The organism is Collinsella sp. AF04-24, from assembly GCF_003465685.1.
Taxonomy (GTDB): domain Bacteria; phylum Actinomycetota; class Coriobacteriia; order Coriobacteriales; family Coriobacteriaceae; genus Collinsella; species Collinsella aerofaciens_AP.
This window is the reverse complement of the sequence record NZ_QSBK01000004.1, coordinates 118,754-130,009: the sequence shown is the minus strand read 5'-3', so window position 1 is coordinate 130,009 and position 11,256 is coordinate 118,754. Positions and strand designations below refer to the sequence as shown.

The following is an 11,256-nucleotide window of genomic DNA, read 5'->3' as shown; positions in this document are numbered from 1 at the left end:
CCGCCTCGCGGTGACATCGTTTTTATGTCAACCTTGGTCTAACAGAGCCTTTCAAAAAGCCTACTCAGAGGAGGAACCATGCTTGAGGGTACGTATGTGGTTTCGGCCCAGACGCCGGTGGGGAGTAGACGCGGCGAGGTGACGTTTTCACATGGGGTGAACGGCGCGCTCAGGGCAGTACTAAACGTCAGGGGTCTCAATATCGCTCTCTCGAGTGCCCGTGCTGAGGGCGATTTCTTTGAGCTCTTGGGTACTATCTCCCACGTCTTGATGGGCAAGGCGCCCTTTACATGCACGGGGTCGGTCGAGGGTGATCGACTCACTGCTACCGCGCGGTCGGGTTCCGTTTCGATCTCGCTGAGCGGTATGCGTAAAGAGCCTTCGGGGCGCACCGCATAAAGTTTGCGCAGGTAAACATCGGTATTTGACTTTATAAAATAGTTCAGAGCGCTATCATTTGTCGTTACGAGTTGGTTAACCCCGGTAAACGGTTAACCGCGTCTAACGAAAGGATGAGCGCGTGAAGCTCGATACACTCGAGATTGGAAAGGACGCCGTTGTCGCATCGGTGACATCCGACGACCAGGCGCTCCGTCAGCATATTTTGGACATGGGCCTGACGCCGGGCACCGAAGTCACCATGATGAAGTACGCCCCCATGGGCGACCCGCTCGAGATTCGCCTGCGTGGCTACGAGTTGACGCTGCGCAAGGACGATGCCGCTCGCATCGAGCTCGTGGGTATTCACGACACCGATACAGGTCCGCGCGCTAACGCCGCAATCGGCACGACGGAGCATCCGGCCCTGGGCGAGGGGACGTATTCGCCCCGTGCGGCAAAAACGGCCGTGCCCGAGGGCGCACCGCTGCACTTTGCCCTCGCTGGCAACCAAAACTGCGGCAAGACCACGTTATTCAACCAGCTGACGGGCTCCAACCAGCACGTCGGTAACTTTCCCGGCGTGACTGTCGACCGCAAAGATGGCACCATCCGTAACCACCCCGAGGCAAGCGTTACCGACCTGCCTGGCATTTACTCCCTGTCGCCGTACACAGGCGAAGAGGTCGTGAGCCGTCAGTTCATCCTCGACGAGCGCCCGGACGCCATCATCGACATCATTGACGCCACCAACATTGAGCGTAACCTGTACCTGACACTGCAGCTCATGGAGCTTGACCGTCCCATGGTCATCGCGCTCAACATGATGGACGAGGTGACCGCCAACGGCGGCGCCGTAGACGTCAACTTGCTCGAGAGCCTGATGGGCGTGCCTGTTGTCCCCATTAGCGCTGCCCGCAACGAGGGCATCGGCGAGCTGGTGGACCACGCCCTGCACGTGGCACGGTTCCGCGAGCGTCCTGGTCGCCTGGACTTTTGCGCGCCCGACGGTCCGGACGGCGGTGCGCTGCATCGCTGCATCCACGGTATTGCTAACCTGATCGAGGACCATGCCGTGACGGCGCACATCCCGGTGCGCTTTGCGGCGACTAAGCTGGTCGAGGGCGATGAGCTGGTAACCGAGGCGCTTCACCTGGATCGCAATGAGCTCGACGCTATCGAGCACATCATTACCCAGATGGAGGGCGAGGCCGGCACCGACCGCCTATCTGCGTTGGCCGATATGCGTTTTAGCTTTATCGGCGACGTGTGCGGGCGTTGCGTCGTCAAGCCGCACGAAAGCCGCGAGCACGTGCGCTCCGTCAAGATTGACCGCATCCTGACAGGTCGTTACACAGCCATTCCGGCGTTTCTGGTGATCATGGGCCTCGTCTTTTGGCTGACGTTTGGCGTGATCGGCGCGGCGTTGCAGGGCCTCATGGAGGACGGCATCGCTGCCGTCATCGCATCGGCTGATGCGGGTCTCAAGGCGTTCGGCACCAATGACGTAGTGCGCTCGCTAGCTGTCGACGGCGTGCTCACGGGCGTGGGCAGCGTGTTGACCTTTCTGCCGATCATCGTCGTACTTTTCTTGTTCCTCTCCATTCTGGAAGACTCGGGCTACATGGCGCGCGTGGCCTTTGTCATGGATAAGGTATTGCGCCGCTTTGGTCTGTCGGGCCGCAGCTTTGTGCCCATGCTCGTCGGTTTTGGCTGTACCGTGCCGGCCATCATGTCGACCCGCACACTCCCGTCCGAGCACGACCGCAAGATGACCGTTATGCTCACACCGTTCATGAGCTGTTCGGCCAAGCTGCCGGTCTACGGCCTTCTGTGCGGGGCGTTTTTCCCGCAGGCGACGGTTCCCGCCATGGTCTCGCTCTATCTGATCGGCATTGTGGTCGGCTGCATCGCGGCTCTGGTGCTCAACCGCACGGCATTTAAGGGCGACCCCGTGCCGTTTATCATGGAGCTCCCCAACTATCGCTTGCCGAGCGTTAAGACGACGGTGATGCTGGCATGGGATAAGGCCAAGGACTTCATCACCAAGGCCTTTACCATTATCTTTGCCGCTACGGTGGTCATCTGGTTCCTCCAGACGTTCGACATCCGCTTTAATGTGGTCGCCGATCAGTCGCAAAGTCTGCTTGCGGGCCTTGGTAGCATCATCGCGCCGGTGCTGGCGCCGCTCGGCTTTGGCGACTGGCGTGCATCGACGGCGCTCGTCACCGGACTTATCGCCAAGGAGAGTGTCATCTCGACCCTCACGGTGCTTTTGGGTGCAACGTCGCCCGCGGCACTGTCGACCATGTTTTCGCCGTTTACCGCTTACGTGTTCCTGGTCTTTACGCTGCTGTACCCGCCCTGCGTAGCGGCAATCGGCGCCGTTAAGAGCGAGCTGGGCGCGCGCTATGCCGTTGCCGTGTTCGCGTTTCAGGTGACGGTCGCCTGGATCGTGGCGTTTGTCGTGCATTCGGCGGGCATATTGCTGGGGTTGGCTTAGCTATTTATTGACGGCGCAACCCCTGTGTATTGAGTTGATTGCGGCCCCGCATCTGTTGCTGACGGATGCGGGGCCGTTGCTATATAATCGCCCACCGCTCAAGACAATCGGAGAGGTTTCCTACATGACTCAGACAAGGCAAGATGGCATCTCACTCAAGCAGTGGCTCCCGCTTATCGGGCTCGCCTGCTGCGCGTTCGTATTCAACACGTCGGAGTTCATGCCCATTGGCCTGTTGACCGACATTGCCGCGTCGTTCTCGCTTACCGAGTCCCAAGCCGGCATCATGATCTCGGTCTATGCTTGGGGCGTCATGCTGCTGTCGTTGCCGCTTATGGTGTTCGCTTCGCGCTTTGAGTTCAAGCGCATGCTGCTCGGCGTGCTCGCCGTGTTTTCTCTGGGTCAGTTCCTGTCCGCTGTGGCACCGACATATCCCATCCTGGTCTGTGCGCGCCTGGTGGTCGCTTGCGCACATGCCGTGTTCTGGTCGGTCGCCTCTATCATGGCCTCGCGCCTGGTCGACGCCCGCCACGGGGCGCTCGCCATCAGCATGATCGCCACGGGCTCGTCCATCGCGCAGATCTTTGGCCTGCCGATCGGCCGCGCCATCGGCCTGGCCGTGGGCTGGCGCATGACGTTTGCCGTGGTCGGGGCCCTCTCGGCTGTCGCGGTTGTCTACCAGGCTGCGGTGTTCCCGGCTATGCCGGTGGGTGAGCGCTTTACGCTCAAACAACTTCCCGAGCTGCTCAAGAACCCGTTCCTCATCGCGCTTTATGCGGTCACGGTCTTTATGGCGACCGGCTATTATGCGGGTTACAGCTATATCGAGCCGTTCCTGGCACAGGTCGCGCACGTCGACGCGGGCGCCATCACTATGACGCTGACGGCGTTCGGCTGCTCTGGTCTGCTCGGAAGCTGGCTGTTTGGCCGCCTGTTCGATGGGCACCGGTTCCCGTTTCTCGCGATTACGCTCTCCGGCGTCCCGGTGGCCCTGCTGCTCATGGGTCCGGTTGCACCGTCGCTCGTCGCCGTTCTCGCTGTTTGCGCGCTATGGGGCTGCTGCTCCACGGCCTTTAACGTGGCGTTTCAGGCCGAGCTCATCAAGTACACGCCGGCAGACTCGTCGGCCGTCGCCATGTCGATCTTCTCGGGCCTGTTCAATCTGGGTATCGGCACGGGCACCGCAATCGGTGGCGCCGTGGTTTCGGGTCCCGGTATCGCTTGGATTGGCTTCGCGGGCGGGGCGATTACCGTCGTGGGCGTCATCCTCGCCATCACGGTAATGTTTCCGGCCATACGCCGCATGTGACAAAGGGACAGTCCCTTTGTCACATGCGGGCTTTTTTAGCTGCCCCATGTCCTGAATTGAGCTGCTTGCCACGAAATGGGCCTATCTACTAGTTTTTAGTGTTTACCCTCGACCACGTTGGGAAGTACGAAATTAAAACTGCAGGTAGAAAGCTTGTCGGTTTTACAAAAACGCGGGCGTGGTCGACCCGTGCGGGTCAAACGTAGTAGATGGGCCGCTTTCGTGGCGCGGCATAATCGAATGTGACAAAGGGACAGTCCCTTTGTCACATTCGGCATACAATGGGTGGCGTTGCGTGAAAGATTGTCGGGAGGTTGCTATGTGGGCATACGAGACGACGTTCTATCAAATCTATCCGCTGGGCTTTTGCGGGGCTCCGCGCGAAAACGCCGCGCCTGTTGCCGAGGATGAGCTCTTCCAAGCTGCCGGTACCGCGCCTAATCCCGATGCCCCCATCATGAAAATCGCCCAATGGGCCGATTACCTGCAGGAGTTCGGTATCGGTGCCGTGTTGATCAACCCTCCGCTTGAGTCCGATAGCCATGGCTACGATACGCGCAGCCTGCGCCATATCGACCGCCGCCTGGGTGGAGATGCCGATTTTGCCGCCGTATGCGAGACACTGCACGCCCATGGCATCCGCGTGGTGCTCGATGCGGTCTTCAACCATGTGGGCCGTGGCTTTTGGGCCTTCCGCGATGTGCAGGAGCGCAAGTGGGATTCGCCCTACAAGGACTGGTTCCACATTAGCTTTGACGGCGAATCCTGCTATGGCGACGGCTTTTGGTACGAGGGCTGGGAGGGCCATTTTGAGCTCGTGAAGCTCAACCTGCAAAATCCTGCCGTAGTCGATTACCTGCTCGAGTCTGTGCGCCGTTGGGCCGATAACTTTGGCATCGACGGCCTGCGCCTGGACGTCGCCTACATGCTCGACCGCGACTTTATGCGCCGCCTGCACTCCTTTACCCGCGAGCTCAAGCCCGACTTTGTACTGATCGGCGAGACGCTCCACGGCGACTACAATCAGATCGTCAACGACGAGATGCTCGACTCCTGCACCAACTACGAGTGCTACAAGGGCCTGTATTCCAGCTTTAACTCAGTCAATATGTTCGAGATCGCCCATTCGCTGCATCGCCAGTTTGGCGGCGACCCGTGGTGCATCTACCGCGGTAAACACCTGCTGAGCTTTGTCGACAACCACGACGTACCGCGCCTGGCGAGCATTCTCACCGACAAGCGCTGTCTGCGTCCCGCCTATGCCATGCTGCTTGGTATGCCGGGCATTCCGTGCGTCTACTATGGCAGCGAGTGGGGGATTGCCGGCGAAAAGGGCGGACCCGATGGCGACTGGGCGCTGCGACCCGCACTCGACGAGCCCGCGCCTAACGAGCTGACAGGCTTTATTGCGCAGCTTGCACACCTGCGCTCGACAAACGATGCGGCGGCACGCGCTCTCAACTACGGCGCGTACCGTAACGTGGTGATTCAAAACAAGCAGCTGCTGTTCGAGCGTGCCTGCGACGACGCCACGGTGCTCGTGGCGGTGAATGCCGTGGACGAGACCTATTCCTTTACAGCCGGCGAGCTCAACGGGTCCTTTGTCGACCTGCTTGTCGACGACGCGCCCACGGTCGAGCTGGCGGGCACGCTTGAGCTTGCGCCCTATGAGGTGCGTTATCTGCTGAGGGTCTAGCCCATGCCTGCGTCTGACGAGGACTATCAACATATTGAGCATGGGTTTGAGCCCGTGTTCGACCGGCACTCGCGCGTTTTGGTGCTCGGGTCGTTCCCCTCGGTGCTTTCGCGCGCCAATGCCTTTTACTATGGCAACCCTCAGAACCGCTTTTGGCGCGTGATAGCGGCATGCCTCGGTGCGCCTGTGCCACCCAATGAGGGCGATCCTTTGGCGGACGGTACGCCGGCGACACTCGACGCCTCGATTGCCGCCAAGCGATTCATGCTCCTCGACGGCGGCGTAGCCCTGTGGGATGTGATCGAGAGCTGCGATATCAAGGGCTCGAGTGACGCCAGCATCAAAAACGTTGTGCCGGCTCGCGTTGAGCTTATCACGAGCAACGCGTCCATTGAGCAAGTGATATGCAACGGCGGTACGGCGGGGCACCTCTACAAGCGCTATCTGCAGGAGCGGACGTGCCTGCCCGCTGTCGTATTGCCGTCAACAAGTCCCGCTAACGCGGCATGGCGCCTGGAGCGCCTTGTTGAGCGCTGGCGCGAGGCCGTTGACTGGGCGGCACTGTAATTTAGATATTTGGCTGAGCACGGGTGCCGAGGCGTTTGATGGTGGCATGCCAAATTGGCGCGGGCAGCGCGGGCTTGGCGCGCACCATACCGTCGGTATCGACGCTACCGGCATTGCCGCCGCCAAGCAGCTGCGCATGCTCAATGGAGCAGCCCATGCGCATAGCGCCCACAAGCTTATCTATCGCTTCCGAAAACGGTCGCCGCAAGAGGCCCATACGCGGGGAGTGGCGAAGCGCCGCAATACCGCTGCCGGCACAGACGACAACGCCGCCACACCACAATTGGTCATGGCGCTCACATGCCTTGTGCAGACGAACGGCGGTCCCGCGCGCCTGTTTAGTGCCCTCTTGTGCGGCTCGAATCGCGGCATAGACGCGCGTTCCCGTACCACCAAAGCGCTCAAGCGCCTGCTCGATAGCTGTCAACGTCTCATCGTCAGCCACATCTTCAATGGCCAGCACGATGCCATCGGCAACGCTGCCGGTATTATCCGCTTCCAAATCGATCGGGCGGGGGAGCGTGGTGCCAGAAAGCTGAGCATAGGCCGCGATGGCATCCTGCAGGTCCCAGAGCAAAAACTCAAGATCGGCGCTATCGGGAATGCTGATATACGCAATGGTTCGCAACGTTTTTGGCTTATTGGCCTGCTGGTTCGCCTCCATACCATCTCCTTTCCGGTTCGTTTCCGTTTAGGTTACACCGTCTGGCGGCGCGCGGGCGCGCTATCCTAGTGCAACCCTTACGAAAGGAACGCCATGCGCCTGCCCATGAATACCTCGCTTGCCACGCTCAAGCCCTCCGGCATCCGTCGGATTAACGCGCTCGCTGCCCAGCACCCAGGATGCATTGCGCTCGCGCTCGGCGAGCCCGATTTTCCTACACCCGATGTGATTAGCGCCGAGGTGACCGCCGCGCTGGGCCGCGGCGACACGCATTATCCGCCCAACAACGGTCGCCCCGCCCTGCGCGAGGCGCTGTCTGCCTACATGGGGGACGCGGGCCTTGCGTTTTCGGCCGACGAGGTCATCCTGACCGACGGCGCGACCGAGGCCCTGTCGGCAACATTCATGGCTATGCTCAACCCCGGCGACGAGGTCATCATTCCCACGCCGGCCTTTGGCCTGTACGAGAGCATCGTCGTGGCCAACCACGCCAAGGCGGTCTTCTTGGATACGGAGCCTGCGCAATTCCAGATTGACGAGGATGCGCTTCGCGCCTGTGTGACCCCGGCGACCAAGGCCGTCGTTATCTGCTCGCCCAACAATCCCACGGGCTGCATTCTCAACGCGGCCTCACTCGATGCCGTGGCGCGCGTGGCAGAGCGGGCGGGTATCTACGTGATCTGCGACGACGTGTACAACCGTCTGGTCTATGCGGATGGCTACGAGCGCTTTGCCCAGCGCCACCCGGAGCTGCGCGAGCAGACGGTCGTCATCGAGAGCTTCTCCAAGCCCTGGGCCATGACCGGCTGGCGCTTGGGCTGGCTCGCCGCTACAACCCCCGTCATCGCCGAGATCGCAAAGGCCCACCAATACCTAGTATCGAGCGCCGTCTCCTTCGAGATGGACGCCGCCCGCACGGCACTCACCGTGGACCCAACCCCCATGCTCGAAGTCTACCGAGCCCGCCGCGAACGCGTGCTCGCAGCCTTGGCCGACATGGGCCTCGACGTAATAGAACCAGCGGGCGCCTTCTACGCCTTCCCGAGCATCAAGAAATTCGGCATGACGAGCGAGGAGTTCTGCATCAAAGCCATCAAAGAAGCAGGCGTCGCCCTAGTCCCCGGAGACTGCTTCAACTGCGAAGGCCACATCCGCCTCAGCTACTGCGTAAGTGACGAAAACCTGGACGAAGGCCTCCATCGCCTGTCAACCTTCCTTACAACCCTGTAGCCCAGAGGGACCCACCCCATCAGCCCACCGACTTAAGGCTTATGAGTGGGGGCGTCAGCCAACGGAAAACCGGGCTGCCCATAGTTGACGTAGGTCGCGCCGCCAGAGGCCAGGCGCAAACTTTTCGTAGATTCCGCACGAGCCGAAGAGCACTAAATGTGCTCTTCGTGCGAGCCCAGGACCTGACCGAGCGAAAAGTTTGCGCCTGGCCTCTGGCGGCGCGACCGAGATGGTGGAATTGTGTGCAGCCAGGGTTTCCGTTGACCGACGCCGGGGTCCCCGCCATAATACTTTCGGTTCACGCACGAATCCGCTGCCAGAGACAGCCGGTGCAAACGGGCATCGCCCGCGAGCTTAATGGGATATCCCGCCAGCCGAGGTGGTCGAGTAGATATGTCTTCTCGCCCCCGTCGCTCATGCAGCGCGGGGGCTTTCTTTTTGGACATGCCCCCGTCACGTCCTTGTGGCGGACCGTGCCCGGAAAGAATTCGAGGAGGTGTAATTTATGCCCCAGCAGTACAAAATCGACAAGGTTGCAGAGATCGAGTCCCGTATCGCCGAGAACGCCGGTCTGTTCGTCGTCAACTACAACGGTCTGACGGTTAAGCAGGCTCAGGAGCTGCGTCATCAGCTTCGCGAGTGCGGCGCCGAGATGAAGGTCTACAAGAACAACCTGGTCAAGATCGCTCTCAAGAACCAGGAGCAGCCCGAGATCGACGAGATCCTCGCCGGCCCCGTCGCTTATGTGTTCTACGAGACCGAGCCGGTCGAGGCCGCTAAGGCCCTTAAGGACTTCTCCGCTAAGTCCAAGGGCGTCCTTGAGATCAAGGGCGGTATCTCCGACGGCAAGGCCGTTTCCGCTGATGATGTTAAGGCTATCGCCGAGCTGCCCACCAAGGATCAGCTTCTCGGCCAGATCGCCGGCCTCATCTCCGGTTTCGCTCGCGACATCGCTGTCTGCGTCAACGGCGTTTCCTCTGGTCTCGCTCGTTCGATCCAGCAGGTCTCCGAGCAGAAGGCAGCCTAGTCGCTGTTTTCACCCGCGGCGGCAACGCCGCACCCCTGGCGCATTCGCGCCGTGTTTTAACTGATCTCCGTGCATCCGCACGGAAACCGAAAGGACTTAGAAATGGCTAAGCTTACCACCGATGAGATCATCGATGCTCTTAAGGAAATGACCCTTCTCGAGGCTTCCGAGCTCGTTAAGGCTATCGAGGACACCTTCGGCGTTTCCGCCGCTGCTCCTGCCGCTGTTGTCGCCGCTCCCGCTGCTGGCGCTGCTGAGGCCGAGGAGAAGACCGAGTTTGACGTCGTGCTCGAGGGCTTCGGCGACAACAAGATCCAGGTCATCAAGGCCGTCCGTGAGCTCACCAACCTTGGCCTGAAGGAGGCCAAGGAGGTCGTCGAGGGCGCTCCCAAGGCTGTTCTCGAGGGTGCCAAGAAGGAGGACGCCGAGGCTGCCAAGGAGAAGCTCGAGGCTGCTGGCGCTGCTGTCACCCTCAAGTAATCAGGCTTTCTCGCCAGATTTCTTTGCAGACGGGGTTCGCATTGCGAGCCCCGTCTTTTTTGTTTTTCGGTCCCTCGGCATCGGTTGCTCAAACTGCCATGTTCTGTGATTTGCGTCGTATCGGGTGCCCTGCCGTTGGGCAATAAAATTGCACCATTCGAGCAATAATTTGCGTTGACCTGCTGAAGAATTGTCTCTGCCTTGTAGCGACATATAGTTCCAGCGGTAAGATGCTTGGGTATCGCAATTTGGTCTGCGGCTGTGTGCCGCACGCATGGGGCGCTTTTGCGCCTGCGAAAGGATCTTTGAATAACATGAAGGCAATCATCCCCGCCGCCGGTCTTGGCACGCGTTTTCTGCCTGGCACCAAGTGCACGCCCAAAGAGATGCTGCCGGTGCTCGACAAGCCCGTCATTCAGTACGTCGTCGAGGAGGCGCTCGAGCCCGAGGAGGTCGACGATGCCATCATCGTTACTTCTCCCGGCAAGCCCGAGCTGCTGAACTACTTCCAGCCCGACCGTTCGCTCGAGAACCTGCTGCGCGAGCGCGGCAAGAACGCCTATGCCGATGCCGTCGCCCACGCTGGCGGTATGCCGGTCGACTTCCGTTATCAGTACGAGCCCAAGGGCCTCGGCCATGCTATTCGCTCTGCTGCCGACGCCGTGGCAGGGGAGAACTTCCTGGTTCTTCTGGGCGACTACGTTGTGCCTAACCGCGATATCTGCGACAAGATGCTCGCCGTTTCCAAGGAGCACGGTGGCGCTTCGGTTATCGCCGTCGCTGCTTGCTCGCCCGAGGAAGTCAGCCGCTACGGCGTTATCGCCGGCGAGCGCGTCGGTTCGCTCGAGGGCGCCGAGGACGTTGCCGATGCCGAGCCGGGCGCTGTCTGGCGTATCGGCGGTCTGGTTGAGAAGCCCGCTCCCGAGGCCGCTCCGTCCAACCTGTACATCGTCGGTCGCTACCTGCTGAGCCCGCTGGTCATGGACCTGCTGGCAGATCAGCAGGCCGGCAAGGGCGGCGAGATCCAGCTCACCGACGCCATGGCCCGTTCGCTCGACCGCGAGGCCATGTATGCGGTCGTCATCGACCCGCTGTCGGGCTACGACACCGGCACTCCCTCTGGCTGGATGGCCACCAACGCCCTCATGGCTGCAAGCGACCCCCGCTTTGCCGATGCCTTCTGGGACGCCATCGACGAGCGCGGCGGATTGATGCGCAAGTAAGCCTTCGGGCACCGACATTTACGGGCGCGGACTTCGGTTCGCGCCCGTTTTTTATAAGAGCTGCGATTGCCGGCTCTCTGTTCACAGAAAATATATGAACAGATGTTCGATGTACATCCATCTACCTGCATGTTTTCTGTCGAAAAACTTTGCTACTCCAAAAACTCAATCGCGTCAAG

The 11,256-nt window shown here is 60.5% G+C and carries 10 protein-coding genes; 9 read left to right on the top strand and 1 reads right to left on the bottom strand.

Annotated features, from left to right (window positions below):
* Positions 1 to 78 precede the first annotated feature (78 nt).
* The 5 genes from DWV32_RS02685 to DWV32_RS02665 all read left to right on the top strand — a co-directional run bounded on the left by DWV32_RS02685 (position 79) and on the right by DWV32_RS02665 (position 6,453).
* On the top strand, positions 79 to 399 hold the full coding sequence (locus DWV32_RS02685) for a hypothetical protein (protein ID WP_117637613.1): 321 nt from the start codon (positions 79 to 81) through the stop codon (positions 397 to 399).
* A gap of 121 nt (positions 400 to 520) precedes the next feature.
* Positions 521 to 2,881 (top strand): ferrous iron transport protein B, encoded by a 2,361-nt coding sequence (gene feoB, locus DWV32_RS02680; protein ID WP_117757111.1) that lies wholly within the window; start codon positions 521 to 523, stop codon positions 2,879 to 2,881.
* 124 nt (positions 2,882 to 3,005) lie between these two features.
* Positions 3,006 to 4,190, top strand: coding sequence for an MFS transporter (locus DWV32_RS02675; RefSeq protein WP_117757110.1), 1,185 nt, complete (start codon positions 3,006 to 3,008; stop codon positions 4,188 to 4,190).
* A 319-nt stretch (positions 4,191 to 4,509) separates the two neighbouring features.
* Positions 4,510 to 5,886, top strand: a complete 1,377-nt coding sequence (locus tag DWV32_RS02670) for an alpha-amylase family glycosyl hydrolase (protein ID WP_117757109.1) — start codon at positions 4,510 to 4,512, stop codon at positions 5,884 to 5,886.
* Between the two features lie 3 nt (positions 5,887 to 5,889).
* Positions 5,890 to 6,453: a uracil-DNA glycosylase family protein gene (locus DWV32_RS02665; protein WP_117757108.1), complete on the top strand. Its 564-nt coding sequence runs from the start codon at positions 5,890 to 5,892 to the stop codon at positions 6,451 to 6,453.
* Between the two features lies 1 nt (position 6,454).
* Here the strand turns inward: DWV32_RS02665 and DWV32_RS02660 are convergent, their stop codons facing one another.
* Entirely contained in the window at positions 6,455 to 7,117 is a 663-nt protein-coding gene (locus DWV32_RS02660; RefSeq protein ID WP_117757107.1) for a hypothetical protein, read from the bottom strand.
* Positions 7,118 to 7,210: 93 nt separating this feature from the next.
* Here DWV32_RS02660 and DWV32_RS02655 point away from each other — a divergent pair, with 93 nt between their 5' ends.
* The 4 genes from DWV32_RS02655 to DWV32_RS02640 all read left to right on the top strand — a co-directional run bounded on the left by DWV32_RS02655 (position 7,211) and on the right by DWV32_RS02640 (position 11,077).
* Positions 7,211 to 8,347, top strand: a complete 1,137-nt coding sequence (locus DWV32_RS02655) for a pyridoxal phosphate-dependent aminotransferase (RefSeq protein WP_117757106.1) — start codon at positions 7,211 to 7,213, stop codon at positions 8,345 to 8,347.
* Positions 8,348 to 8,852: 505 nt separating this feature from the next.
* Positions 8,853 to 9,374: a 50S ribosomal protein L10 gene (gene rplJ, locus DWV32_RS02650; RefSeq protein ID WP_055250258.1), complete on the top strand. Its 522-nt coding sequence runs from the start codon at positions 8,853 to 8,855 to the stop codon at positions 9,372 to 9,374.
* A 102-nt stretch (positions 9,375 to 9,476) separates the two neighbouring features.
* Positions 9,477 to 9,854 (top strand): 50S ribosomal protein L7/L12, encoded by a 378-nt coding sequence (gene rplL / locus DWV32_RS02645; RefSeq protein ID WP_006235005.1) that lies wholly within the window; start codon positions 9,477 to 9,479, stop codon positions 9,852 to 9,854.
* 314 nt (positions 9,855 to 10,168) lie between these two features.
* The gene (locus DWV32_RS02640) at positions 10,169 to 11,077 is read left to right on the top strand and encodes a UTP--glucose-1-phosphate uridylyltransferase (protein ID WP_117757105.1); all 909 of its coding nucleotides are present in this window, start codon (positions 10,169 to 10,171) and stop codon (positions 11,075 to 11,077) included.
* The last annotated feature ends 179 nt before the right edge of the window (positions 11,078 to 11,256 follow it).

Excerpts from the sequence above, each read along its gene's own strand:
- DWV32_RS02685 (WP_117637613.1), top strand. The coding sequence starts at position 79 with ATGCTTGAGGGTACGTATGTGGTTTCGGCCCAGACGCCGGTGGGGAGT.
- DWV32_RS02675 (WP_117757110.1), top strand. The coding sequence starts at position 3,006 with ATGACTCAGACAAGGCAAGATGGCATCTCACTCAAGCAGTGGCTCCCG.
- DWV32_RS02670 (WP_117757109.1), top strand. The coding sequence starts at position 4,510 with ATGTGGGCATACGAGACGACGTTCTATCAAATCTATCCGCTGGGCTTT.
- DWV32_RS02665 (WP_117757108.1), top strand. The coding sequence starts at position 5,890 with ATGCCTGCGTCTGACGAGGACTATCAACATATTGAGCATGGGTTTGAG.
- DWV32_RS02660 (WP_117757107.1), bottom strand. The coding sequence starts at position 7,117 with ATGGAGGCGAACCAGCAGGCCAATAAGCCAAAAACGTTGCGAACCATT.
- DWV32_RS02655 (WP_117757106.1), top strand. The coding sequence starts at position 7,211 with ATGCGCCTGCCCATGAATACCTCGCTTGCCACGCTCAAGCCCTCCGGC.
- rplJ (WP_055250258.1), top strand. The coding sequence starts at position 8,853 with ATGCCCCAGCAGTACAAAATCGACAAGGTTGCAGAGATCGAGTCCCGT.
- rplL (WP_006235005.1), top strand. The coding sequence starts at position 9,477 with ATGGCTAAGCTTACCACCGATGAGATCATCGATGCTCTTAAGGAAATG.
- DWV32_RS02640 (WP_117757105.1), top strand. The coding sequence starts at position 10,169 with ATGAAGGCAATCATCCCCGCCGCCGGTCTTGGCACGCGTTTTCTGCCT.